22 protein-coding genes and 1 tRNA gene are annotated in these 24,891 nt (G+C 64.7%); 11 read left to right on the top strand and 12 right to left on the bottom strand.

Going from position 1 to position 24,891, the window contains the following annotated elements; genetic code table 11:
• The first annotated feature begins 35 nt into the window (after positions 1 to 35).
• Together PPA02S_RS18370 and PPA02S_RS18365 are read left to right on the top strand one after the other, a co-directional pair.
• On the top strand, positions 36 to 1,535 hold the full coding sequence (locus PPA02S_RS18370; protein ID WP_028631698.1) for a purine-cytosine permease family protein: 1,500 nt from the start codon (positions 36 to 38) through the stop codon (positions 1,533 to 1,535).
• 13 nt (positions 1,536 to 1,548) lie between these two features.
• Complete coding sequence (locus PPA02S_RS18365) at positions 1,549 to 2,979, top strand: aldehyde dehydrogenase family protein (RefSeq protein WP_028631699.1); 1,431 nt, start codon at positions 1,549 to 1,551, stop codon at positions 2,977 to 2,979.
• Between the two features lie 60 nt (positions 2,980 to 3,039).
• Here the strand turns inward: PPA02S_RS18365 and PPA02S_RS18360 are convergent, their stop codons facing one another.
• Genes PPA02S_RS18360 through PPA02S_RS18350 form a run of 3 tightly spaced genes read right to left on the bottom strand, consistent with a single transcriptional unit; the run spans position 3,040 to position 7,216 of the window.
• Entirely contained in the window at positions 3,040 to 5,457 is a 2,418-nt protein-coding gene (locus PPA02S_RS18360) for a DUF3772 domain-containing protein (RefSeq protein WP_028631700.1), read from the bottom strand.
• 55 nt (positions 5,458 to 5,512) lie between these two features.
• Complete coding sequence (gene ada / locus PPA02S_RS18355) at positions 5,513 to 6,568, bottom strand: bifunctional DNA-binding transcriptional regulator/O6-methylguanine-DNA methyltransferase Ada (protein WP_028631701.1); 1,056 nt, start codon at positions 6,566 to 6,568, stop codon at positions 5,513 to 5,515.
• 21 nt (positions 6,569 to 6,589) lie between these two features.
• The gene (locus tag PPA02S_RS18350) at positions 6,590 to 7,216 is read right to left on the bottom strand and encodes a DNA-3-methyladenine glycosylase family protein (RefSeq protein ID WP_028631702.1); all 627 of its coding nucleotides are present in this window, start codon (positions 7,214 to 7,216) and stop codon (positions 6,590 to 6,592) included.
• 169 nt (positions 7,217 to 7,385) lie between these two features.
• Here PPA02S_RS18350 and PPA02S_RS18345 point away from each other — a divergent pair, with 169 nt between their 5' ends.
• The 3 genes from PPA02S_RS18345 (at position 7,386) to PPA02S_RS18335 (ending at position 11,411) form a co-directional block, all read left to right on the top strand.
• Positions 7,386 to 7,901, top strand: a complete 516-nt coding sequence (locus tag PPA02S_RS18345) for a sigma-70 family RNA polymerase sigma factor (protein ID WP_028631703.1) — start codon at positions 7,386 to 7,388, stop codon at positions 7,899 to 7,901.
• The gene (locus tag PPA02S_RS18340) at positions 7,888 to 8,844 is read left to right on the top strand and encodes a FecR domain-containing protein (protein WP_028631704.1); all 957 of its coding nucleotides are present in this window, start codon (positions 7,888 to 7,890) and stop codon (positions 8,842 to 8,844) included. Before PPA02S_RS18345 ends, PPA02S_RS18340 begins: the two co-directional genes overlap by 14 nt.
• Positions 8,845 to 8,942: 98 nt before the next feature.
• Positions 8,943 to 11,411: a TonB-dependent siderophore receptor gene (locus PPA02S_RS18335; RefSeq protein ID WP_028631705.1), complete on the top strand. Its 2,469-nt coding sequence runs from the start codon at positions 8,943 to 8,945 to the stop codon at positions 11,409 to 11,411.
• Between the two features lie 27 nt (positions 11,412 to 11,438).
• On the opposite strand, the gene PPA02S_RS18330 is transcribed toward PPA02S_RS18335, so the two are convergent.
• From PPA02S_RS18330 to PPA02S_RS18325, 3 genes are all read right to left on the bottom strand, one after another.
• Positions 11,439 to 12,596, bottom strand: coding sequence for an MFS transporter (locus PPA02S_RS18330; RefSeq protein WP_028631706.1), 1,158 nt, complete (start codon positions 12,594 to 12,596; stop codon positions 11,439 to 11,441).
• A gap of 78 nt (positions 12,597 to 12,674) precedes the next feature.
• The gene (locus PPA02S_RS23215) at positions 12,675 to 12,812 is read right to left on the bottom strand and encodes a hypothetical protein (RefSeq protein ID WP_169338804.1); all 138 of its coding nucleotides are present in this window, start codon (positions 12,810 to 12,812) and stop codon (positions 12,675 to 12,677) included.
• Positions 12,813 to 12,932: 120 nt separating this feature from the next.
• Positions 12,933 to 14,147 carry an MFS transporter gene (locus PPA02S_RS18325; protein ID WP_028631707.1) on the bottom strand — a complete coding sequence of 405 codons (1,215 nt, stop codon included), beginning with the start codon at positions 14,145 to 14,147 and terminating at the stop codon, positions 12,933 to 12,935.
• Positions 14,148 to 14,335: 188 nt separating this feature from the next.
• Between PPA02S_RS18325 and PPA02S_RS18320 the strand changes: the two genes are divergently transcribed.
• Positions 14,336 to 15,256 carry a FecR family protein gene (locus PPA02S_RS18320; protein ID WP_033727899.1) on the top strand — a complete coding sequence of 307 codons (921 nt, stop codon included), beginning with the start codon at positions 14,336 to 14,338 and terminating at the stop codon, positions 15,254 to 15,256.
• Positions 15,257 to 15,349: 93 nt separating this feature from the next.
• Positions 15,350 to 15,426: transfer RNA gene (locus PPA02S_RS18315), tRNA-Met, on the top strand.
• A 111-nt stretch (positions 15,427 to 15,537) separates the two neighbouring features.
• On the opposite strand, the gene PPA02S_RS18310 is transcribed toward PPA02S_RS18315, so the two are convergent.
• The 3 genes from PPA02S_RS18310 to PPA02S_RS18300 all read right to left on the bottom strand — a co-directional run bounded on the left by PPA02S_RS18310 (position 15,538) and on the right by PPA02S_RS18300 (position 16,863).
• Positions 15,538 to 15,885 carry a type II toxin-antitoxin system ChpB family toxin gene (locus PPA02S_RS18310; RefSeq protein ID WP_028631709.1) on the bottom strand — a complete coding sequence of 116 codons (348 nt, stop codon included), beginning with the start codon at positions 15,883 to 15,885 and terminating at the stop codon, positions 15,538 to 15,540.
• The gene (locus PPA02S_RS18305) at positions 15,882 to 16,136 is read right to left on the bottom strand and encodes an AbrB/MazE/SpoVT family DNA-binding domain-containing protein (RefSeq protein ID WP_028631710.1); all 255 of its coding nucleotides are present in this window, start codon (positions 16,134 to 16,136) and stop codon (positions 15,882 to 15,884) included. Before PPA02S_RS18305 ends, PPA02S_RS18310 begins: the two co-directional genes overlap by 4 nt.
• 106 nt (positions 16,137 to 16,242) lie before the next feature.
• Positions 16,243 to 16,863, bottom strand: a complete 621-nt coding sequence (locus PPA02S_RS18300; protein ID WP_028631711.1) for a LysE family translocator — start codon at positions 16,861 to 16,863, stop codon at positions 16,243 to 16,245.
• 136 nt (positions 16,864 to 16,999) lie between these two features.
• On the opposite strand from PPA02S_RS18300, the gene PPA02S_RS18295 reads away from it, so the two are divergent.
• Positions 17,000 to 17,914 carry a LysR substrate-binding domain-containing protein gene (locus tag PPA02S_RS18295; protein ID WP_028631712.1) on the top strand — a complete coding sequence of 305 codons (915 nt, stop codon included), beginning with the start codon at positions 17,000 to 17,002 and terminating at the stop codon, positions 17,912 to 17,914.
• Here PPA02S_RS18295 and PPA02S_RS18290 read toward each other — a convergent pair.
• From PPA02S_RS18290 to PPA02S_RS18280, 3 genes are read right to left on the bottom strand one after another with little or no spacing between them, the layout of a single operon-like run.
• Positions 17,854 to 18,411: a D-Ala-D-Ala carboxypeptidase family metallohydrolase gene (locus PPA02S_RS18290; RefSeq protein ID WP_042141842.1), complete on the bottom strand. Its 558-nt coding sequence runs from the start codon at positions 18,409 to 18,411 to the stop codon at positions 17,854 to 17,856. The genes PPA02S_RS18295 and PPA02S_RS18290 overlap by 61 nt on opposite strands.
• 56 nt (positions 18,412 to 18,467) lie before the next feature.
• A complete protein-coding gene (gene rimI, locus PPA02S_RS18285) occupies positions 18,468 to 18,920 on the bottom strand; it encodes a ribosomal protein S18-alanine N-acetyltransferase (protein WP_028631714.1) in 453 nt (150 codons plus the stop codon).
• Positions 18,917 to 19,699 carry a hypothetical protein gene (locus PPA02S_RS18280; protein WP_028631715.1) on the bottom strand — a complete coding sequence of 261 codons (783 nt, stop codon included), beginning with the start codon at positions 19,697 to 19,699 and terminating at the stop codon, positions 18,917 to 18,919. The genes rimI and PPA02S_RS18280 overlap by 4 nt, the downstream gene beginning before the upstream one ends.
• Positions 19,700 to 19,905: 206 nt before the next feature.
• On the opposite strand from PPA02S_RS18280, the gene mksB reads away from it, so the two are divergent.
• The 3 genes from mksB to mksF are packed head-to-tail and all read left to right on the top strand — an operon-like array spanning position 19,906 to position 24,720.
• Positions 19,906 to 21,195 (top strand): Mks condensin complex protein MksB, encoded by a 1,290-nt coding sequence (mksB, locus tag PPA02S_RS18275; protein WP_028631716.1) that lies wholly within the window; start codon positions 19,906 to 19,908, stop codon positions 21,193 to 21,195.
• Complete coding sequence (gene mksE / locus PPA02S_RS18270) at positions 21,185 to 21,892, top strand: Mks condensin complex protein MksE (protein ID WP_028631717.1); 708 nt, start codon at positions 21,185 to 21,187, stop codon at positions 21,890 to 21,892. Before mksB ends, mksE begins: the two co-directional genes overlap by 11 nt.
• Positions 21,889 to 24,720 (top strand): Mks condensin complex protein MksF, encoded by a 2,832-nt coding sequence (gene mksF, locus PPA02S_RS18265; protein WP_028631718.1) that lies wholly within the window; start codon positions 21,889 to 21,891, stop codon positions 24,718 to 24,720. Before mksE ends, mksF begins: the two co-directional genes overlap by 4 nt.
• The last annotated feature ends 171 nt before the right edge of the window (positions 24,721 to 24,891 follow it).

Below are 24,891 nucleotides of genomic sequence, written 5' to 3'. Positions count from 1 at the left end.
GCGCCGGCCCACAACAACCGCGCTGGAGCACTACCATGAGCCACACGACCGGGATAGAAATCAACGGTGTCGAACAGATACCCGACGATCAACGCCACGCAACACCGCTGGACCTGTTCCGCCTGATCTTCGGCGGCGCCAATACCTTTGCCACTGCCGTGCTGGGCAGTTTCCCGGTGCTGTTCGGGCTGTCGTTCCAGGCGGGGTTATGGGCGATTCTGCTGGGTGTTGGGGTGGGTGCGCTGATCCTGGCCCCCATGGGCCTGTTTGGTGCGCTGAACGGTACCAACAACGCGGTATCGTCGGGTGCGCACTTTGGCGTACACGGCCGTATCGTCGGCTCGTTTCTGTCGCTGCTCACCGCAGTCGCGTTCTTTTCACTGTCGGTGTGGAGTTCGGGCGATGCACTGGTGGGCGGCGCCAAACGCCTGGTGGGCCTGCCCGAGAATGACCTGACCCTGGGCCTGGCCTATGGCCTGTTCGCCGTGCTGGTGCTGGTGGTGTGCATCTTCGGCTTCCGCTTCATGTTGTGGGTGAACAAGGTGGCGGTATGGGCCTCCAGCCTGCTGTTCCTGCTGGGTATCGTCGCCTTCGCCGGGCCGTTCGACGCTGGCTATGCCGGTAGCGTCAACCTGGGCCAGGCAGGCTTCTGGGCGGCGTTCGTCGGGGCGGCGATCCTGGCCATGAGCAACCCGGTGTCGTTCGGGGCGTTTCTGGGGGACTGGTCGCGCTACATTCCCCGCCAAACGCCCAAGGCACGCATCATGCTGGCGGTGATCGCGGCCCAGGCAGCCACATTGATTCCGTTTCTGTTCGGCCTGTGTACCGCCACCTTGGTGGCAACCCAGGCGCCGGACTACATCGCCGCCAACAACTACGTGGGCGGCCTGCTGGCGGTGGCGCCGGGCTGGTTCTTCCTGCCGGTGTGCCTGATTGCGGTGATCGGCGGCATGTCCACCGGCACCACGGCCTTGTATGGCACCGGCCTGGACATGTCCAGCGTGTTTCCGCGCCTGCTCAGCCGCGCGGCGGCCACGCTGCTGATCGGCGTACTGGCCATCGGTTTCATCTTCGTCGGCCGTTTCACCTTCAACCTGGTGCAAAGCGTGTCCACTTTCGCCGTGCTGATCATTACCTGCACCAGCCCTTGGATGGTGATCATGATCCTCGGCCTGATCACGCGTCGCGGCTTCTACCACGCAGACGATCTACAGGTATTCACCCGCGGGCAACGCGGCGGCCACTACTGGTTTCTGCATGGCTGGAACTGGCGCGGCATGGGTGCCTGGCTGCCCAGTGCTGCCGTTGGCCTGTGCTTTGTGAACCTGCCGGGGCAGTTCGTCGGGCCGCTGGGTGAACTGGCCGGCGGCATCGACCTGAGCTTGCCGGTAACGCTGGGGCTGGCAGCCGTGTTGTACCTGCTGCTGCTCAACCTGTTCCCTGAACCTGCGGGCGTCTACGGCCCCAATGGCCCGCGCTGGGTGCGTTGCAAGACCGCCCCGCCTACCCCTGTAACCCACGCCAAAATGGCCTGACTGGATACCGAACATGACCGCTTCCAACTACATCGCCGGCCAGTGGGTCGCAGGCCAGGGCAGTGAATGCCTGCACGTCTATGAGCCGGCCTTGGGCCAACCGTTCGATGAACTGACGGCCGCCAGCGTGGCACAGGTGGACGCGGCCGTTGCCGCCGCCCGCCGCGCCCTGCCCGCCTGGAAATGCACCGACGCAAATGCCCGCGCGGCCTACCTGCGCGGCTTCGCCCGCGAACTCGGTACCCGCCGTGAGGCGCTCATCGGCCTGCAGATGCGCAATAACGGCAAGCCGCGGCACGAGGCAGAAATCGACCTGGATGATGCCATCGCCACCTTCGAGTACTACGCCGAACTGGCGCAGCAGTTGCCAGCCCGGCAACAGGATGTGCCGCTGGCAGCAGCCGGCTTTACGTCACGCACGCGCCTGGAGCCGGTCGGTGTAGTTGGCTTGATCGTGCCGTGGAACTTCCCGTTGGTCACCAGCGCATGGAAGCTCGCACCGGCCCTGGCAGCGGGCTGCACCGTGGTGCTCAAACCCTCGGAAGTGACACCCTTGGTGGAACAGGCCTATGGCCATATCGCCGAGGCCCTGGGCCTGCCAGCGGGCGTGCTGAACATCGTCAACGGCAAGGCAGAAACCGGTGCAGCCCTCAGCAGCCATGCTGGCCTGGACAAAGTCTCGTTCACCGGCAGCAACGGCGTGGGCAGCCAGGTGATGCGCAGTGCAGCGGCGCAGTGCCGGCCTGTGACCCTGGAGCTGGGCGGCAAGTCGGCCATCGTGGTGTTCGACGACTGCGACCCGGACCAGGCGGTGGCGTGGATCATCGCCGGCATCACCTGGAACGCCGGGCAGATGTGTTCAGCCACATCACGTTTGCTGGTGCAGGAAGGCATTGCCGATACGCTGCTGCCCCGCCTGCAGAAGGCGCTGCAAGCGCTGCGCGTCGGCAACCCGCTAGGCGAGGACGTGGACATGGGCCCGCTGACCAGCCAGGCGCAATGGTTGAAGGTAGCGGGCTACTTTGCCACCGCCCGGGAAGAAGGGCTGACCTGCCTTGCCGGCGGCGAGGTGCTGGGCCGTGAAGGCTGGTTCGTCAGCCCGACGCTGTACACCGATGTGCCGGTGGAAAGCCGCCTGTGGACCGAGGAGATTTTCGGCCCGGTGCTGTGCGCCCGCCGCTTCGTCAGCGAGGCCCAGGCCATCGCCGAAGCCAACGACAGCCGTTTCGGCCTGGTGGGCACGGTGTGCTCGGCGGACCTGGCGCGGGCCGAACGTGTGGCCGATGCCCTGGAGGTTGGCCACGGGTGGATCAACTCGGTACAGGCGGTGTTCGTCGAAACGTCCTGGGGCGGCACCAAGGCCAGCGGCATCGGCCGCGAGCTTGGGCCGTGGGGGCTGGCGGGGTACCAGTCGGTCAAGCACGTGACGCGTTGCCTGGGCTGATGGCTGCCTGCACTTGGGGCCGAGCGCCGCAGGCGCGGCGTTCAGCCCCAAGGTCAACCATCAGGCCGGCTCGTCCGCCTGCCGCCCAGCCTCCTGCACCAACACCATGCTTTGCGGCGACGACAGCGCGATGCCTTCATCGCGCAACCGCCCAAGGATGGTGAACAGCAAGTCACTGCGCGCCCCGGATACCTGCCGCGGGCCCGCCACGTAGCCACTCACCCCGATCACCATGCCGCTGCTGGTCAGGTCCTTGAACGACACCGACGGCGCCGGCGCATCCAGAATGCCTTCGTGCTCCTGGTACGCCGTCAGCAGCAGCTCGCGCACGCGGTTGGCATCGGTGTCCAGTGGCAAGGTCAGGGTAATGCCGACAACGCCCAGCGCATTGCCCATGGTGACGTTGCGCACGTTCTGGGAAATGAACTGCGAGTTGGGCACGATCACCGTCGAGCGGTCAGACATCTGGATCTCGGTGGCGCGCACATTGATACGGCGGATGTCGCCCTCGACCCCAGCCAGGCTCACCCAATCCCCCACCTTCACCGGGCGTTCGGTGAGCAAAATCAGGCCGGAGATGAAGTTCTGCACGATCTGTTGCAGGCCGAAACCGATACCCACCGACAACGCACTGACTACCCAGGTCAGGCTGGTGAGGTTGATGTGCAGGGTGGACATCACCAACATGGCCAGGAACAGGAAGCCCAGGTAACCCACCAGCGTGACCAGCGAGGCCCGCATGCCGGCATCCATGTCGGTTTCCGGCAACAGGCGCTCACTGAGCCAGCGCTTGACCACGCGAATGGCCAGCATGCCGCACACCAACATAGCCAGCGCCAGCAGGATATCCTGGGGCACGATGTTCAGGTTACCCAGCAGCTTGCCACCGGTGCCGTCCCAGTCACCCAGGCTAAGCAGCAGCTCACTGGGGCTGGTGCCCGACGGCATCAGTGCCAGCAGCAAGGCCAGGAACAGCACCACGGTGCGCCCGAGACCCGCCAGCACGGTACTGGCCTGGGCCTGGTGGCGCGGTGCCAGGCCCAGGCTGGCGGCCAGCGCCAGGCCACCCGGCTGACGGGGGGACAGCAGGGTTTCACACAGGTCGCCCAGGAAGGTGGTCAGCAGGTAGGCGCAGGTGACCACCATACTCACCCACAGCAACTTGGCGGTGAGGAAGTAGGCCAAGGTCAGGTAACCAGCCAACAACGCCAGCAGGATCGACGCCAGCCACACCACCATCACGAACGGGATCAACCCGGCTAGGCCAGTCGGGCGCTCCAGGCCATGTTCGCGCAAGGTGCGACGGTACGAAAGCAACGCCCCGCCGAAGATCATGGCCACCACCAGCGCGGTGAGGCCGTTGACCGCCACGGTCAGCGCCAGGCTCACACCAATCACGCTGTTGATGCGCTCCATGGTCATCATGACCATCAGCGCCAATGCCAGCACTTTCGGGAACCAGCCCAGGGCACTGGCGACTTCGTCATGAATGGCTGGCAGCCGCCAAGACGGGCGCTGCAGCATCAGCATGGCGCGGCCCAGGCCGGTGATGAAGGCGCTGAACACCACCAGGGCCAGCACATGATTGGTCAGGCTGGCCAGGTCGGTACCCAGCTCGGCGCTGCTTTCCAGCCCCCAGCGCAACAGCGACACGGAACCGGCAATGGTGCCCAGCGTGGCCAGGCTCACACCCAGCGCCAGGGCGCTGCGACGTAGCCGGCCTTCAGGCAACCCACTGACCATGGCCCTGGCCAGCAGGCGCTCCAGCAACCCGCGTACCAAGGTCCACACCAGGATCGCCGCCACCAGGCTGGTGATGAACAGCCAGCGGTGTTCGGCACTGAATGCGCTGCCCAGGGCATCTGCAGCCTCCCCGCGCAGGTCGCGCAGGCGGGCCACGTCGTCCTGGGTAGGGCGGATGATGCTTTGCCAGAACGCCGGGCTCAGCGGTGAGGCGGCCCGGCTGGTGATCTGCGAGTTGAACAGGCTGCGCCGCAGGTTGACGATCTGGGTAGACAGGTCGCGGGCCGACTGGGTCAGCTTGGTCGCCCGGTCTCTCTCGGCAACCAGCGCCTTTTTCTCAGCCTCCAGGGCCTTGCGCTGCTGGGTCAGGGTGGCGGCTTCGTCCGGTTGCACCGGGCCGATCACCTTGAGCTTGTCGTCGACCTTCTCGGCATCCGTGGTGCGCTGGGTGCTCAATGCATCGGCCTGGCGCTGAACCTGCACGGCAGCCATGCGCAACTGGGCCAACAGGTCGTCGTTGGCGTCGCTGGTGACGCCCTGGCGGATCTGGTCCAGGCGGTCGCTCAGTTGATCGACGCTGGCATTGTCATCCAGGGCCTGGGCGTCGGTGGCGGACGGGCTGGCGGCAGGCGCAGGCGCGGCAGGGGCCGACCAGGCCGGGCCGGCAAGGGCCAGCATCAACGCCAGCATGGCCATCAGGCCAGGGCAAAAACGGGCAAGGCTGACACGCCTCATCGAATATTCCTCTTTCAATTCGATCTGGCGGGGCATTCTACGCCGCTTGCAGCCTTCAGGAGAGTGCCGTTTCTCGTGCCAGCAACTGGCGCTTGCGCTCCACCCCCCAGCGATAGCCGCTGATATCGCCATCCCGGCGTACCACCCGGTGGCAGGGGATGGCCACCGCAATGCGGTTGGCCGCGCAGGCCATGGCTACGGCGCGCACCGCCTTGGGTGCGCCAATACGCTCGGCGATATCGCTGTAGCTGACCCGCGCGCCCACCGGCACCTCGCGCAGGGCCTGCCACACCCGTTCCTGGAACGCCGTACCCTGCACGTCCAGCGGGAGGCCCAGGCCCAGTGCCGGTGCTTCGACAAAGCCGATCACCTCGGCGACCACCCGTTCGTAGGCGCGGTCGCCACCGATCAGCTCAGCCTTGGGAAACTGGTCTTCGAGGGCGTGCAACAAGGCCTGTGGGTCATCACCCAGCAGAATCGCGCAGATACCCTTGGCGCTCTGGGCCACCAGGATCGCCCCCAGCGAACATTGGCCGATGGCGAAGCGAATGCTGGCGCCTGCGCCTCCGGTGCGAAACTGCCCCGGGCGCATGCCCAGGCGCTGATCGGCACTTTGGTAGAAGCGGCTGTTGGAGTTGTAGCCGGCCTGGTAGATGGCATCGGTAACCGTGCACTGCCCCTGGCCCAGGCCAGTGCGCAGGCGCTGCGCGCGAAAGGCGCTGGCGTAGGCCTTGGGGGTCAGCCCTGTTTCGGCCTTGAACAGGCGGTGCAGGTGATAAGGGCTCACTGCCAGCGCCTGGCCCAGCTGCTCCAGGCCAGGGGGCGGGTCACCCGCTTCGATCAGGCGGCAGGCGCGGGTAATCATCTGGCGGGTGCGCCCGGCACTGGCTGATGCGGCCAGGCAGCGTTTGCAGGGGCGATAGCCGGCAGATTCAGCGGCGAGCGGGGTATCGAAGAATTCAACGTTGCCGCGCTTGGCCAGCCGAGAACGGCAGCCGGGGCGGCAATAGATGCCCGTGGTACGCACGGCGTAGACAAACTGGCCGTCAGCCTCGCTATCACGGGTTTCCACGGCCTGCCAACGCTGTTCAGGGGTGTTGTAGGGTTTCATGATGTGTTCCCAGGTTAGGCTTCAGGCGCGCCACAGGTACCAGGCGGCCACCGTTCGGTAGGGGTGCCATGCCTGGCCCAGCACGCGCATCTGCCCGGGCGTCGGCGCTTTGGCCAGCCCCTTGAGCCGCCGATACCCCTCCCTGATGCCAAAGTCGTCGACCGGTAGGATATCGGACCGTGCCAGGCTGTAGATCAGCAACATCTCCACCGTCCACCGCCCTACCCCACGCAATGTGATCAACCGTTCGATCAACGCGTCATCGGCCATACCCAAGGCTTCTGCCTGGGTGGGGACTACACCGTCCAGCCGGCCTTGCGCGATGCCCTGGACAGTCGCCAGTTTGCTGGCCGAAAAGCCGCATTCGCGCAGGGCAACCGGGCTCAGCGCCAGCAACTGGTGCGGCTGCGGAAATGCCTGATGCGGGAACAGTGCCAGCAGGCGCCCCAGAATCGCTTCGGCAGCGCGGGCGTGCAGTTGCTGGTAGGCAATGGCGCGCACCAGTGCCTCATAGGGCTCGCGTCCCGGCGTCGCGTGGTGCAGGCACGGGCCCACCGCGGCAATGTGCGCGGCCCAGTCAGCGTCCAGCGCCCGAAGGTGCTCGGCGGCTTCCCGGTAGGCCTGAGGGGAAAGATCGGCCAGGATCATGGCGCCTCCTAGGGGTTAGTGAAAGCCAGCTTAGCGCAGCCGTTCATCGGGCGAACGCCGGTTCTTGCGCAGGTAATTCCTGGTATGCCATTGCCGGCCATAGGCACGCGCGAATAGAATTGAGAAATATTCACAATCACATCCATCATGGAACCGGGCCTTGGCGACGATGCAGTTCAACGACACGCTGAAACCGACCGAGGTCGCCCTGCTGTATCAATCCCACCACGCCTGGCTACGGGCCTGGCTAAGCAGCCGGGTGGGTTGCAGCGAGCACGCTGCCGACCTGGCCCAGGACACGTTCGTGCGCCTGCTGCGGGCCCGCCAGGTATCACCGCTGCGCGAGCCCCGCGCCTACCTGAGCAGCATTGCCCGTGGCCTGATGATCGACCAGTTCCGCCGTCGGGCGCTGGAGCGTGCCTACCAGGAGAGCCTGGCGCACCTGCCCGAGGCCGAAATACCCAGTGAGGAACACCGCCTGGTGATTCTCGACAGCCTCGAACGGCTCGACCGCGCTCTGCATCAGCTCAAGCCACGCGCACGGCAGGCCTTTCTGCTCGCCCAGCTCGACGGTTTGAGCCTGGTGCAGATCAGCCAATGCCTGCACGTGTCCCGTGCCACCGTCGAGCGAGACCTGGCCAAGGCATTTCAGGTTTGCTACCGGTTGCGCTATGCCGATGCATGAGCACAAGCCTGCGCAGGCGCAGGTCGACCAGGCCATCGACTGGCTGGTGAAGCTGCGGTTCGGCACCCCCAGCCCGCATGCGCAGGAACAGTTCCGGCAATGGCTGGCCAGCCATCCGCACAACCCGCTGGCCTGGCAGCGGGTGAGCCACCTGGATGAAGAATGGGCGCAATTGCCCAAAGACCTCAGCCGGCGCACGTTGCAGGGCAGCCAACGCCAGCGCATCAGCCGCCGCGACCAACTGAAGTTGCTGGCGCTACTGGCAGTGGGCGGCAGCCTGGGCTGGGCGGCACGAGAGCCACTGGGTTTGCCGCAACTGCTGGCCGACAGCAGCACCGCCACCGGCGAGCGCCGCCAGTTGCAGAGCAGCGACGGCAGCCGGATACAGTTGAACACCGCCAGCGCCATCGACCTGCGATTCAGTGCCGGGCTGCGACAATTGGCGCTGATCCGCGGTGAGGTGAGCCTGGCCAGCAACCCGGACGACACCCGCCCCTTTCGCATCGATACCCGCATCGGCCCGCTGCTTACCCTCGATGGCCAGTTGGTGCTCCGGGAAAACGACCAGGGCCTGCTGGTGGCGGTACGCCGCGGCGAGGTGACGCTGTTCCCCGGATCGCCCGCGCAACTGCAGGTGCCCCCAGGGGAAACCTGGCAAGTCTGGGCCAACGGTCGCCATCAGGCCGTGCAGCCGCACAACGACCCCTGGGGCTGGACCGACGGGGTACTCAGCGTGCAGCAGATGTCGCTGGGCGAATTCGTGTCAGAGCTTGCCCGCTACCGCCCCGGTCTGCTGCGCTGCGCAGCGCAGGTGGCGCAACTGAAGGTGTCCGGGACCTATCAACTGGCCGACACCGAGCAGATCCTGCGGCTGCTGGCCAGCAGCCTGCCCATTCGCGTGCACCACCGCACTCGGTACTGGGTGAGCATCGACGCGGCCTGACCGCACGGGCAAAAAATAAATGAGGGGTAATCTCATTCTCGTTCGGCCTGAAGAAACACAGCCCTAAAAGTGGCCTTCGCAACCTTCAGGAGCGCTTCATGATTGCCCCGTGTTCTTCCAGCACCCACACGCTGCGCCGTGCAGTCGGCACCGCCGTATTGGGCCTTGGCCTGGCCGCCAGCAACCTGTGCCCGGCCCTCGCCCTGGCCGCCGTGGCCAGCCAGAGCCCGCAAACCGAGTGGGCGATCCCAGCCGGCCTCCTGGCCCCGGCGCTGGACCAGTTGGCCCGCCAGGGCGGCCTGAACCTTGCCTTCGACGCCAACGCCTTGCAAGGCAAGACCACCCAAGGCGTTCAGGGCCGGCATGACAGCGCCAGCGCGCTGGCGATCGTGTTGCAAGGCAGCGACATGCAGGCTCAGCAACAAGGCGACAACAGCTTCTTGCTGATGCCGGTGATGGATGCCGGCAATGCCATGGAGCTGGGCGCCACCAGTATTTCCAGCGACCGTCTGGGCGAAACCACCGAACACAGCGGTTCCTACACCACTGGCGCCGTGACCATCGGCAAGATGCCACAGACCCTGCGGGGCACGCCGCAGTCGGTGAGCGTGGTGACGCGCCAGCGCATCGAGGACCAGAACATCACCAACCTCACCAGCCTGCTGGAGCAGACGCCCGGTGTGGTAGTGAACTACACCGACAGCGAGCGGGTGCAGTACTACTCGCGTGGCTTCCAGATAGACGCCATCCAGTATGACGGCGCCACCGTGGTGCAAAGCAGCGGCGGCGGCGCGTTCATCCAGTCCGATGCAGCCTTCATCGACCGTGCTGAAGTGCTGCGCGGGGCTACCGGCATGCTGCGCGGGGCGGGTAACCCTTCCGGCACGGTGAACCTGGTGCGCAAACGCCCCACCCACAGCTTCCAGGCTTCAGGCACCGCTACCCTGGGGTCCTGGAACGCCCAGCGTTACGTGGCGGATATCTCGGGGCCGCTGACCGACACCGGCAATGTACGTGGGCGGGTGATCGCCGTGCACGACGACCGCGATCTGTTCCAGCATTCGCGCAGCGAGCGCAAGGAGGCGTTCGGGGGTTCGCTGGCCTTCGACCTGGATGAGCGCACCACCCTGACCACCGGGCTGGAATGGACCAAGCTGGACGCCACCGGTGCCTGGGGCAACTTGCCCGCCGATGCCACGGGCGCGCCGTTGCCGTTTGGCCGCAGCACCTACCTGGGCGCCGACTGGAACCGCTGGAACCGCAGTAACCTGAATACCTTCGCCGAGCTGGAACACCGCTTCGACAATGACTGGACGCTGAAGCTGATGGCCCTGCGCTCACATTTCGAACTGGACGACCATGGCTTCAAGCAGACCTTCATGGAACGCGCCCCAGCCAGGCTCAACCCAACCGGTAACCCCTACCTGATGCAATACCAGGTTACCGAAGGTGATGGCGGTGAGAGCCTGCAAAATAACCTCAGCGCCACCTTGAACGGGCCCTTCAGCCTGCTGGGCCGTAGCCACGAACTGATGCTGGGGGTGGAGCGCATCCGCAACGACTCGTATGCCTCGGCCACCAATCGGGTGATTTCCGGGCTGTACGACATCCGCTACTGGGACCCGAAAACCAGCCTGGCCGAGCCGGACATTGCCATCACCGCCCACCCCGTGCGCACCCGCACCACGCAGGAGGCAGCGCATGCCACCTGGCGCATTTCGCTGGCCGACCCGCTGACCGCCATCATTGGCGCACGGGCCAACTGGTACGACTACGAGCAGGAAAACAACACGGGGGCCAGCGGCCGTTTCAGCGTCGATCAGAAGATCGTGCCCTATGCAGCACTGATCTACGACCTGAACGACAACTTCAGCGTCTACGCCAGCTACACCGAAATCTTCAACCCGCAAACCGTGGTGGACAAAACCAACTCGGTGCTCGACCCGGTGGTCGGCGAAGCCTACGAAACCGGCATCAAAGGTGAATTCTACGAAGGCCGCTTGAATACATCCCTGGCGTTCTTCCGCATCAATCAGGTGGGCACCCCGGTAGACGACCTTACGTCGGTCCCAGGCCAGTGCAGCACCACTGCCCTGTGCAAGATCGCCTCGGGCAAGAGCCGCAGCGAAGGCATCGACCTGGAGGTCTCGGGCGAGATCCTGCCGGGCTGGCAGTTGACCGGCGGCTACACCTACAACACCACCGAGTATGTGAAGAACACCGCTGCCACCAACGGCAATGCGATCCGCACCACCGACCCGCAGCACATGCTGCGCCTGTTCACCCACTACCGCCTGCCCGGCGCACTGGATGCCTGGACCATCGGCGGTGGGGTACAGGCGCAGAGCGATATCTACGCGCGCAGCGGCCAGGCCAAAGCCACCCAGGCGGGCTATGCGGTGTACAACGCCATGCTCAAGTACGATATCGACCGCAACTATTCGGTGCAGCTCAATGCCAACAACCTGTTCGACAAGGCGTACTACCGGCAGATCAACACCACCGCAACCGGCTACTACTGGGGTGAGCCGCGCAACGTCGCGGTGACCCTGCGCGCAAGCTTTTGACCGCAGCGCCCGTGCGGCCGGGACAGGTCAGTCGGCAACCGCCGACACCTGCCCTGCCCGCCGGTATGCCTGCCTGGCAAAGCACACGAACAACCCGGCCATAAGCGCCAGCGCCATGGGCAGGCCATGGGGCGCCACATCCATGGCCGCACCACTGACCAACGGCCCCACCAGGCTGCCTACCCCCCACAGCAGCCCGACGCTGGCATTGGCGGTGACCAGGTCCTGCCCCTTGAACCGTTGCCCGATCAGCACCAGCGCCAGGGTGTAGATCCCTCCCGCAACCGCCCCCAGCAGCGCCAGCAACGGCCACAGCAGCCAGGCCATGTTGAGCAACCAGGGCAGGCCAATACCGATGGCCATCGCCACCAGCCCGCACAACAGATGCAGGCCGGTACGTTCCACGCGATCGGCCAGCCAGCCCAGTGGCAGCTGGAACAGCATGTCGCCGGCAAACACGACCGTCACCATCAGCGCCGCCACGCCCACGGCAAAGCCGTGGCTGGTGGCATACACCGGCAGCAGCGACAACACCACCGCATCGAAGAACGAGAAGAACAGCACGGCCACGCACAAGGCCGGCGCCACCCGGAAGAACCCGGCCAGGCCGAAACTCTTGTCGCCCTCTTCATGGGCCACGTAATCATTGGGCACAGTGAACAGGATGCACAGCAGTGCCAGGCCATAGCAGGCGGTGACCACACCGGTTATCCACGGGCTGCCAGCGCCCACCACTGCGAGCATGGCCGGGCCCAATACCTGGAAGCCGGTGAAACTGGTGGCGTAAAGGGCCATGATCTTGCCGCGGTTGTGGTCGGGGCACAGCTCGTTGACCCAGGATTCGCCCAGAATGATGGCGATCCCCATCCCAAGCCCGAGCCCCAGGCGCAGCAGCGCCAGCATCCACAGCGAGCCGAACGCAGGCTCGAGGAGGGCGATGCTGACGGTGCACAGGCTGAAGCACAGCAGGTAAAGGTTGCGCCGGCTGAGGTGCCGGCAACAGGCATCGACCAGAAACGCCGAGAGCATCATCCCCGCCGCCGGGATAGCCGAAATGACGCCGATTTCCAGGGTCCCGGCACCGGCCTCGTGCAGGCGCAACGACACCAGCGGCAGTGTGGCCCCCAGGCTGAAACCCACCACCGAAACGGCGAACAGCAGGCCCGCCAGCAAACGCATGTTCATGTACCACTCCTCGCAAACCGATAAGACGTGCACACACAGGCTCGCCCACCAGGGCGGCGGGCGATGCGCAAACGCAGATCAGTTCAGGTGTGGCGAGAAGGTGAAGGCAAACAGCACGCTGCGCCGGCGTTTGAGCACCGTGTCACTCGGCCACGCGCGGCGCAGGCCCTCAAGGGCTGGCTGACGGGTGCCGGGCAGGGACAGGAAACGGCGCATTGCTGGGGCCACTACGCAGAGGTGACAGGAAGAGGCGGCACTCTAGGCCACCGCAGGCAATACCGTCAATTGCCCGCAGGCCTTGCCGCAGCGAAGGGGCTGCAACGCAGCCCCCTACCATCAGCGCTTGCCGGTGCTGGGCAACAGGATCGCCAGTACCCCGAACAGCGGCAGGAACGAGCACAGCCCGTACACATACTCGATACCGCGCAGGTCAGCCACATACCCCAGCAGCGCCGCCCCGATGCCGCCGAAGCCGAACATCAGGCCGAAGAAGATGCCGGCGATCATGCCCACACTGCCGGGTACCAGTTCCTGCGCGTAGACCACGATGGCGGAGAATGCCGAGGCCAGGATAAAGCCGATCACCACACTCAGCACGGTGGTCCAGAACAGGTCGGCGTAAGGCAGCGCCAGGGTGAACGGCGCCACGCCCAGGATCGAGAACCAGATCACGGCCTTGCGCCCGATGCGGTCGCCAATAGGGCCGCCGAAGAACGTACCCGCCGCCACCGCGCCCAGGAACAGGAACAGGTGCAGTTGCGAGCTGGCCACCGATACCCCGAACTTCTCGATCAGGTAGAAGGTGAAGTAGCTGGTGAAGCTGGCCATGTAGAAGTACTTGGAGAACACCAGCAGGCCGAGCACCACCAGCGCTGCAACCACCCGCCCGCGGGAAATGCCATGGGTGGCCTGCACCGCCTTGCGGGCCTTGGCCTGGTTGAGGTGCTCGGTGTACCAGCGGCGCAGCATCAGGGTGACGCCCAGGAAGAACAGCGCGGCGACGCCGAACCACGCCACGTGGGTCTGCCCGAAGGGTATGACAATGGCGGCAGCCAGCAGCGGGCCCAGGGCAGAACCCGTGTTACCGCCCACCTGGAAGGTCGACTGGGCCAGGCCAAACCGCCCCCCGGACGCCAGGCGCGCAATGCGCGAGGTTTCCGGGTGGAAGGTGGAAGACCCGATGCCCACCAGGGCAGAAGCCAGCAGGATCATCGGGAAACTGCCAACGAATGCCAGCATCACGATGCCGATCAGCGTGCACACAGTGCCCATGGGCAGCAGGTTGGGGTTGGGTTTGCGGTCAGTGAAGAAGCCCACCCAGGGCTGCAGCAGGGAGGCGGTGATCTGGAACGTGAGGGTAATCATGCCGATCTGGGCGAAGCTCAAGTTGTAATTGGCCTTGAGCATCGGGTAGATGGCCGGCAGCACCGACTGGATCAGGTCGTTGATCAGGTGCGCCAGGGCGCAGAAGCCGATGATGCGCATCACCAGCGGCGTGGCGTTGCTCGCCGGGGCTGGGGTGGACGCCGGGGTGGCGCTGGGGGTGGCCATGGCCTGGATCTCCGTCGGAATGCTGGGCTCCGATTATCGGGAAACAAATAGATACATAGCTACCTTTTTTTCCCCTCGTCGCGATGCACTTGTAAATGGTTCTCAATATAATTAGCATCTTTTGCCCTTGCCCCTGTCAACGTCGGGCGCCCGCGCCCCTCTCTTGAGCAGCCCTGTCCATGCGCCCGATGCCCGCCCAGCAGTTGCAGCCCGACCCACATGATGAAGCCATGCAATGGTTTGCACTGCTGCGCCAGCCTGGGTGCGATCAACCCCTTCAACACGCCTTCGCTGCATGGTGCCAGGTGCCACAAAACGCACAGGCGTATGCCGAGTTGCAGGCGGTGTTGCAACGCGTGCAGCCACCAGCAGCCCGCCCTCGCCCGCAACTGGTGCAGGTGCGTCACGGGCATTTGGGCAAATGGCTGGCGTTGGTGTTTCTGCTCGGCCTGGCGATTGCTGCATGCCTGTATTGGCCGCTGTTACAGCGCCTTGGCAGCGAATTGCACACCGAAGCTGGTGAGCGCCGTAGCACACGCCTCGCCGATGGCACTGCCCTGCACCTGGACAGCGCCACAGCGATGAACGTGGACCTGCGCAGCCGCACCCGTCAATTGCAGTTGGTGCAGGGCCAGGTGTTGCTGGAGGTGATGCTGGACGGGCGGGCCATGCAGGTGGAGGTTGGCCAGGCACGTGTGGAAGTGCTCGGCACCCGCCTGCAAATCGCCCGCTTGGCCGGGCACGATGAGCTGACGGTGTTCAACGGCAAGGCCATGGTTACCCAAGGCGGTGATCAACGCCTGGTCGCGGCTGGTGAACGGGTGAGCTTCGATGACACCCACATCGGCCAGGTGCAGAAAGCTGACCTGAAAACCGCCGACAGCTGGCGCAACGGCCATCTGGTCGCCAAAGACGCCCCGCTGGACGAAGTGCTGGCGCGCCTCGCGGGTTACCAGGGCCGGCGCCTGTTGCTACTGGATGAGCAAGCGGCGCAACAGCGGGTGAGCGGCAATTTCAACCTTGATCGCCCGGCAGAAAGCCTGGCCCAAGTGGCGGGCCCGCAACACCTGACGCTTCAAGGGCTCCCTGGGTGGCTGATAGTGCGCTGAACCGGCACTGGCTGCTAAGTTTTTGAAAGCGTGCAAATTTTTTTGAAAGGAGTGTTGACAGGGGAGGCGTTCAAGAGAATAATGCGCGCCATCGGCTACATAGCTCAGTTGGTTAGAGCATAGCATTCATAATGCTGGGGTCCGGGGTTCAAGTCCCTGTGTAGCCACCAAATCCTGCTTCGGCCTGTCAATGACAGTTTACGAAGCAACCTGAAAAGCCCGCCTTGTGCGGGCTTTCTTGTTTCTGACGTTTGTTTCAAGCTTCAGCTGAGCTCGTCTGATTACTCAAACAGTGCCTGAACCCGGGCCAGCACGTCGTCCATTACAACCTCAGGCACTGCTTCTATGCGTTTGGCGCTGCGAGCCTCAAGGTCGACAGTACGAATCTGATTGCACAGCACCACACCTTGCGTCTCAGCGCCGCTGCCACTCAAAGTGACGGCAAAGCCGGCGTAACGAGCGAAGTCGCCACCCTGAGTGATCGGCGCGATCACCGCCAACCCGGTTGCATTGTAAGCCGCAGGCGTAAGCACCAGCGCTGGGCGATAGTCGCCTTGTTGTTCTCGTCCCTCGGTGGGGTTGAGGTTCACGCGCACAATGTCACCACGATTGAATTTTGCTCTTCTCACGCTTCACGCCCCACCGGTGGCATCGCATTCCAAGCGGCAAGCTCTGCCGGCTCCGGGGCAGACAAATCACATTGCTTCATCAGATCGGCCAATTGGTAATGAGGCTTGGCTTTCGCCGGTTTCAGCGTCATGCCCTCAGCAGACACATCAAGCTTGAGAACGTCACCGCTGACCAAATTCATGAGCTTGAGCACCGCAGCTGGCAGACGAATCGCTGCGCTATTGCCCCATTGCTGAACTTTCACTTCCATAAGCACCTCCATAAAGTATCTTCATTGTAGATACCTGAAATGCTTTGGCAAGCATTGATATATGGGCGGTTGCGGCATTGCAGTCTATTCATGTCTGCCAAAGGCTTTACCGCAACCCCACCCCACTCACCGCGACAGCTACCCCCAAACCCATCAGCGCCACCCCGATCACCCGGTCAGCCATCCGTTGCCGCTCGATCATCGCCCTGCGCAGCACCGGGCTTGAGAAGAACACTGCCACCAGGCTGAACCACGCCCAATGCGCCACCGACATGAAGGCGCCGTAGGCGAAGTTCAGCCACAGTGGGCTGCCAGGTTGTACAACCTGGCTGAAGGCACTGATCACGAACAGCATGGTTTTGGGGTTGAGGCAGTTGGTGAGGAAACCTGTGCGCAGCGCCTGCAACAGGCTGCCGGCCGTGGCGGCAGGTTGGTCGAGGTTGATGCGCTGTATGTTGGTAAATGACCGGTAACCCAGGTAGATCAGGTAGCCGGCGCCTAGCGCCTTCATGATCAGAAACAGGGTGGGACTTTGGCTGATGAGCACTGCGATACCGAAGACGGTATACAGCACGTGCACCTGCACCCCCAGCGCAATGCCCATTGCCGCCGCCAGCCCGGCCATCCGGCCCTGGGCATAGCTGCTGCGGGTGACCATGGCGAAATCAGCCCCTGGGCTGACGACGGCAAGCAGGGTGAACAGGGCGACAGCGATGAGTTCAGCCACGGGAGAGCTCCAGATGAGTGATGAAAATGCACGGAAAGGGCTATTCTCATGGGCTCTGGGGCTGGGGAAAATCGATTTATAGTTGAGGTTATCTGCTAGTTTAAGTCACAGATTTCTTGTTTAAAGCACCAGCGCCATGATCCTGCCTCCCCTCAATACCCTGCGCTATTTCGACATCGCAGCCCGCACGCAAAACTTCGTGCGCGCAGCCGAACAACTGCACGTTACCCACGGCGCCGTCAGCCGCCAGGTACGCCTGCTGGAGGAAAGCCTGGGCATAACGCTGTTCGAGCGCCGCAACCGGGCGATTTTCCTGACCCCGGCAGGCCGCGCCCTGCACGCCACCACCCGGGCGGTCTTCGAGCAGCTGGAAACCGCCGTGCAGCAGCTCACCCGCCACGACGATGTCACGTTGGTCGTGTCCTGCGAGCCGACTATCGCCATGCGCTGGCTGATCCCTCGGCTGCCCCGCCTGCACGCGACCCATCCAGACCTGCAACTGCAACTGGTGGCTGCTGGCGGGCCGCTGGACTTCGCACGCACCGGCGTCGACCTGGCGATCCGCCGCGACGACTTCCGCTGGCCCAGCCATCTGTACCAGCAAAAAATCTGCGATGAGTGGATCGGCCCGGTGTGCCGCCCTGGCGCGCCGTTGAAGGTGGAGGGCCAGCGCCTACTGCACAGCGCCACCCGCCCCGACGCCTGGGGCACATGGCTGCACCTGAACGGCCAACCGCCCTGCCCCGGCGAACGCGGCGATTTCGAGCATTTCTACCTGTCGATTCAGGCAGCGGGTGCCGGGCTGGGCATGGCCATGGCCTCGGCATTGATGGTGCGTGACGAACTGGACAGCGGGCAGTTGCAGTCACCGTTTGGCTTTGTGCCGGACGGCTCTGCCTATTACCTGCTGAGCAACCACCGCCTCGATGACGGCGGTAAACGCCAGCGCTTCGCCCAGTGGGTGACCGAGCAATGCCAGGGTTGCCTGGCTCACCTGGGCTTGGTGCAAAACGATGAACCCGCACTGCCGTCCCCACCCCAGGTGCGGTAACCGGCGGTGTCCAGGTGAATGCGGCCGCTTGGGTAGCGGCCCAGGCCCATGTTCCACGCCTGACCGTGCTGCTGCCAGAACTGGCACAGCGGGCCGGGGTTGGCCGCGGGCGGCAGCAGAATATCCACCGCAAAGGCCCGGGTGTGAGCGCTGCCAGGAGCACCGCCGGCACAGCGGTTCAGGCCTGGGTCGCGATAGGCCGATACCACTTCGAAGGCCGGCAGGATGCCTTGAACATTCAGGGCCTTGAGCAGGGAGAGGGTTGAACGCACTGCAGGCCAGTTGCCTGGAGGGGGTACGGCAAAGGGCGCGGCGCGGCAGGGCTGCCAGTCGGAAGCAGAACGCAGCAACTGGTGAATGGGCACCACCCCATAAAGGCGGGCATCTACCAGCATTTCCCGAAACGGCCGCGTCGGGTGGTCGCCCGCCCACTGGGCGAACATCCACACATCTCGTGTATCAGCCTGGGCTACACTCGCCGCCAGCAGGCCCACCATCAGCAACCGTATGTTCACTCCGCCCTCCCCTGCCTGCAACAGTGGCCGGCGCGGGCTCAGTCTTCGAGCAGCGTGCAGGCCATCACCAGGGCATCTTCACGACCGCCCGCCACTGGATAGTAGTCGCGCCGGCGGCCGATTTCGTTGAAACCGAAGCGCTCGTACAAGCGATAGGCCGGGTTGCTGGCGCGTACCTCCAGGAAACACTCCCGGCCGTTGAGCTGGTAGGCGCGGGCCATCAGGTGTTCAAGCAGCCGCAAGCCCAGGCCCCGGCCCTGGTTCTCCGGCTTGACGGTGATGTTGAGCAGGTGCGCTTCGTCGATGATCACGTTGATCACGCCATGACCCACCTGCTGCTGGCCGTCGAACATCAGCCACACTTCATACGATTTGAGCGCATCCAGAAAAATCCCCCGGGTCCAGGGGTGGCTGAATGCGGCGTATTCGATTTTCAGCACGGCATCCAGATCCGCCTCGGTCATGGGGCGGAAACTGATCGAGTCACTCATTCAACGTGCTTCCAGCGCGCCATCAGCTGGCGCATGGCTTTCCAGACGTCCGCCTTGCGCTGCGGCTCGTCCATCAACAGTTCAAGGCCCGGCAAGGCCCAGGCATCGCCCAGGCCGCCGAGCGGGAGGGTTTGGTAATAGGCCTGCTCGTCGGCATTGGCGGCAAAACGCAGCGCGGGCAGCCCGACCAGCCACAGGCAGGTGCAGGGGGCGTCTTCCAGCCGCGCCTGGACGAAGCTCTGGACGAAATCCCGTGCGGCTTCGGGGCCCTGGTCCATGTTGCCGCGCACCAGCAGCGGCCAGCGTACCGGCTCGCCGATGATCTGCGGGGCATCGGGCAGGCCGGCTGCGCGCAGCATGTCCTTGAGCAGCAGGTAGGAGGGGTCGCGGCTCTGGAACGGCTGGCCGGTAGCAAGTTCAACCAGCAGCAGGCAACTGCCGGCGCGCAGCAACTGCAGCGAGAAGCGCGGTGGCGGCACAGGGGCTGCGCGGGGCGCTGCGGGTTGCGCCTCGGGCTCGCTGGGCTTGGCGGCGGGTTTGCTGGTGCCCGGGCGTGGAACCTCTATTTTTGGCCGCTCGGCAACACGGGCCTGGACGATGACAGGTGCCTGCTCACCCGGTGGGGCCGGCCTTGCGTCGAAGTCGATGTCTTCGACCGGCATGACCGGCAGCAACAGTTCGGGCCGCGACGGCGCAGCGAACGGCAGTTCGGCGCGCGGCAACCAATGCACCACTTGCATGGCGGAAAGGTAGGCGCGACGACGGGGTTCGGTGAGCAAGGGCGGGTATCCGAGGGGTGAAGGCGGTTGCGCATTCTAACGTGTACGGCGTCGTTTTTGCAGCGCCCATCAGACCGCGCGCCGCTCGATCTGCCAGGCGCCACTAAAACCGAGACATACACACCCCATTACAGACCAAGGGGTAAAACCCCAGGCCCCGGATGCAGTACAATCGCCCCCTTTTTCTTGGCAACGAGCCCAAGCCAATGATCGAACCCAAGCGCGTCCTGCGCGCCCTAGCCGAACACTGGGCCTTGATCGAGCCGCTGTGCGAGCGCTTCGACCAGGGCACCCTGAGCCTGGTGGAGCTGCGCCACCACGTGGCCCGCCAGCAGGTCGAAAGCACCCCGCAGGACATCACCCAGCTGCTCGATGTGTGGATCCGCCTGGATATTCTGGTGCCGGTGGCCAAGAGCCCCAACCGCTTCGAGCTCAACGCCCAGATCCACGACTTCCTGGCTTACCTGCGCCGCGAGCACCGGCTGGGCCTGTGCCTGGAAATCGAAGCCTACCTGCGCCACCTGGAGCGCCTGGCCGGGCACATCCAGGATGCCTTCGACAACCGTGACAGCGACGACCTGGCGCGCCAGCTGCGCCTGCTCGACATGCGCGTGCGCGATGTGCTGAAGAAGCTCGACAATGACGAGCAGGCCCTGGTGGCCGTGGCCGAGCGGGCCAAAACCAGCAACCGCCAGATCCCCCTGCGTCAGCGCTACGCCGAAGTACTGGCTACCTGGGACGAATACGTCGAGCCCATGATCCAGCTGGTGAACGCCGACGGCGCCTTCGAGCAGGGCGTGCGCAAGGTAGAAACCGTGCTGCTGAAGCTGCTGGGCGAACAGGCGCGCCTGGGGCACCTGGTCGACGACGACATGCTGCTGCGCACCCACGCGCGCATCCTGGAAATGCAAACCAGCGCCCAGCTCACCCTGCGCCACGCCCGCGAGCTGCTGCTGCCGCTGCGTGAAGAGGCGCGCCGGCACAACGCCGTGACCCGGGGCGCGGCACTGGCACTGTCGGTGATCCGCCGCAAGGGCCTGGACGCCCTGCCGCAAGCCGCTATGCCACTGTTCACCCGGCCGCAGAGCACCTTCCTGGGCAGTGCCAGCCAGGTGGAGGCCTATGTCTATGCCCTGGCCCGCTTCGAGCCTAAACCGGCGCGTTTCCCCAAGGCCCACAAGCCTTCCTCCGGCGCCCTGCCCCGTGCACCGCGTACGGTCAAGGAAATGACCGATCGCTGCGAACAGGCGCTACCACTGCCCGACCTGATGGTGTGGCTGCTGGAGCAGGAGCCCGAGGGCGCGACCGACGAGCTGCTGTACTGGTTCTCGCGCCTCTCGCGGGAGAAGCGCTTCAAGCGCCAACGCCTGGACCGCCGTGACTACACCACCCATGAACACCGGGTCAGCCTGCGCTCGTTCGCCCTGACCTCCAGCCGCGAAGACGCCACCACAGCGCCTACCGATACCAACGCGAGCCCAGCCCATGCATCTTGATCTTTCCGAACTGTCCCAGCTCGCGCCGATCTTCCGCGAGCTGTTCAAAGGTTTTCACGTCAGCCGCCGCGATCCCGAGCTGTACGCCCAGTTGTCGAACTTCCAGGACCAGTACCGCACCCTGTTCAAGGCCCTGGGCTTCGAGCTGGTGTGCGATACCCGCGGTTTCTACTACTTCGTGCCGGACATGGCTGCGGCGCAGGTGAACAAGACCGCCCAGCGCCTGTCGCTGTTCACCTTCATCCTGGTCGAGCACCTGGCCGACCAAGGCCGCGACCCGATGGCCGTGCTGGACGGCGGCAGCCTAGGCCGTGACGAGCTGCCCTCGCTGCTGGACAAGTACCGCGACCTGTTTCTGCAGGCCGAGGTACAGACGGTGGACGAGCTGGAGGAGAAGATCCTGCGGCGCATGACCCAGCTCGGCTTTGCCCACGAAGAAGGCGGCATCTACCGCTTTCTGCCACCCATGCACCGTTTTCTCGATGTGTGCCTGGCCGTGCAGCAGGACCGCGACCTGGCAGCCACCCTGCACAGCGACCTGCCCCTGCCGACCCCGACCCTGGTCGAGGAAGAAAGCCCCGAAGCACTCAACCGCACCGACGACCCGCTGGACCTCAGCCCCTTCGAGGGCGAGGAAAGCGAGGAGCAGGCCTTGGCGCGGGCCATTCGCGAAGAGCAACAGGAGATTGACGCATGAGCCAGGAACGCTACGGTATCCGCCGCTTCGCACTGCTCAACACGGCGGGCTACAGCCTCGGCCTGTTCCCGCTGGAACACCCACTGTCGGTGTATGGCGCCAACAACCTGGGCAAGTCGGCGTCGATCAACGCCCTGCAGTTCCCCATTCTGGCGCGCATGTCGGACATGAGCTTCGGCAAGTACAGCCTTGAGCAGTCGCGCCGCTTCTACTTCGCCAGTGACACCTCGTACATTCTTTGCGAGCTGAGCCTGCCCCACGGCACCCACGTGATCGGCGTTGTCGGCCGTGGCCCGGGCGGCGGCTTCGGTCACCAGTTCTTCGCCTACAAAGGCGAGCTGGACCTGGCCCACTACCAGAAGAACGACACCTGCCTGCGCCAGAAAGAGCTGTTCACCAACCTTGAACGCCTGGGCATCAAGGCCTACGAGGTGAAGCCCGACGAGCTGCGCCGGCTGCTGGTCGGCGGCCACACCTCGATACCGCTGGACCTCACCCTGATCCCGCTGCGCTCCACCAGCGAGCAGAGCCTGAAAACGTTCCGCGCCCTGTTCATCAACCTGCTGCACATGCGCGAGATCACCGCAGCCAAGCTCAAGCAGCTGTTCCTGGATGCCTTCGAACACAGCCTGCGCTCCGGCAGCGTCGACTACATTGCCGCGTGCGAGGAAGCCTTCCGCGACGTGCGCCGCATGGAGCAGGACTACAACGCCCTGGTCGCCGCCGGCCCCCTGGTGGAAGCCCTGGCCGGTGGCGTGGCCCAGCGCGACATCCTGCGCGGCAAGCTGCACCGCATTTCGCCGGTGCTTGACACCCTGCTGGGCACCTGGCAGGAATACGCCATGGCGCGCAAGGAAGAGCTGGTCATCCAGGCCGAGCACTACCGCGGCGAGCAGGACCGCCTGCAGAACGACCAGCGCGGCGGCACCCAAGAGCTGATGCGCCTGGAGCGGGAAATCACCGGCATCCAGCGCTGGCTGGGTGAGCTGTCGGTGCTGCGCCACCGCTTTGCCCTGGTCGACGACGTCAAGGTGCTGGAACAGCAACTGCTGGCGGCCAAGGACGCCCACGACGAGCTGGCCGGTGCCCTGGCCCAGTCTCGCCAGTTCAGTGCCGAAGACCTGGACGAGCGCGTACGCGACCTGGAAAAACGCCTGAAACAAGTCAGGCAGCAGCTGGACCACGCCGACAACAACAGCTATGCCCGCCTGCGCGAAGAGTTTTCGCAGCAGGACGTCGACCGCCTGATGCGCCTGTTCAACGGCGCCCTGTTCAGCCTGCCGCTGGGCGAGCGCGGCATCGAGCTGGACGACAGCGACCTGTGGGTCAAATCGCTGGAAGCGGTGCTCGACGGTTTCAAGGGCGAGCGCTTCGAGGCCCCTGGCCTTTCCATCGACCTCACCCACATCGACCCGCCTGCGCTTCAGGCGTTGGCCGACCGCGCTGCATTGCGCGACCAGAAAGAGCGCCTGGACAAGGAGCTGCGGCAGCTGAAGACCCAGCAGGCCGTCAGCGCCGACCGCTCCGCCTCCAAGGCGCAGACAGAGGCCCTGTACCAGCAGGTGCTCGACGCCCAGAAGGCGCTGGAAGACTTCCGCCGCAGCCAGACCCTGGCCGCCGAGGAACCCGAGAAGCTGGAGCAGCTGTCGCAGCTGGAAGCCGCCCAGGATGAGCTCAAGCGCTCCAGCGACGCCTTCACCGAGCGCGTCCAGCAACTGTCTGCCAAGCTGCAACTGGTCGGCCGCCAGATCGGCGACCTGGAGTCCCAGCAACGCACGCTCGACGACGCCCTGCGCCGCCGCCAGCTGCTGCCTGCCGACCTGCCCTACGGCACGCCGTTCATGGAAGCCGTCGATGACTCGATGGACAACCTGCTGCCGCTGCTCAACGACTACCAGGACAGCTGGCAGGCTTTACAGCGCGTGGACAACCAGATCGAGGCGCTGTACGCCCAGGTACGCTTGAAGGGCGTGGCCAAGTTCGACAGCGAGGACGACATGGAGCGCCGCCTGCAACTGCTGGTGAACGCCTATGCCCACCGCACCGACGAGGCGCTGACCCTGGCCAAGGCTCGCCGCGCAGCGGTTACTGATATCGCCCGCACCTTGCGCAACATCCGCAGCGACTACGACAGCCTGGAACACCAGCTGGCCTTGTTCAACCGCGAGATCAACCGGCGCCAGGTGTCCAACCTGGAAAGCTTCCGGGTGGTGCTGGCGCCCAACAAGGAGGCCCTCAAGCACATCGACCAGATCATCCACAGCGCCGGCCAGTACGAAGAAGGCGAGACCCTCTCGGTGTTCGACCTGACGCAAAGCGCCGAGCAGGACAACAAGAACGAAGAGGCCAAGGAATACCTGGCCCGGCTGGTGGCGGCCAACCACAATCAACTGGGGCTCAAGGACCTGTTCGAACTGGCGTTCGAGATCACCAAGGTCAATGGCCAGCCGGTGATCCACGCCGACATCGACGGCGCGGCGTCCAACGGCACCACCATGACCATCAAGGCGCTGACCAACATGTACCTGTTGCTGCACCTGATGGACCGCGACCTGGCCGGCCGCATTCGTCTGCCGTACTACCTGGACGAAGCTGCCGACATCGACGAACGCAACCAGGCAGCCCTACTGGAAACCAGCCTGCAGCTGGGCTTCGTGCCAATTCTGGCGAGCGTGAAGCCGCAGGTGTCGGCACGGGTGGCGATTGACCTGGAAGGGGGCAGCGGCCCCAATGGCATCTACATCGACGAGGCCGACTGGAAGTACATCAGCCGGCTGGATGAGGTGAAGGCGGTTGTGCGCGAGGGTCAGGCCGAAGAGTTGGCCTGACGGTGCACCCTGTGGGGCGGGGTTACCCGCGAATAATGCACTACTGCAATTATTCGCGGGTGAACCCGCTCCCACAAGGACCGCGCCGGCATTCAGATTTTTGGCACACAGTTGCTTCTACGCTATCGCGCTGGGCGATGATTTAACGAGCAAACCCCACTCCCTGTGGGA

The sequence above is a fragment of the Pseudomonas parafulva NBRC 16636 = DSM 17004 genome (genome assembly GCF_000730645.1).
Lineage (GTDB): Bacteria > Pseudomonadota > Gammaproteobacteria > Pseudomonadales > Pseudomonadaceae > Aquipseudomonas > Aquipseudomonas parafulva.
This window is presented reverse-complemented; position numbering and strand designations above follow the sequence as displayed.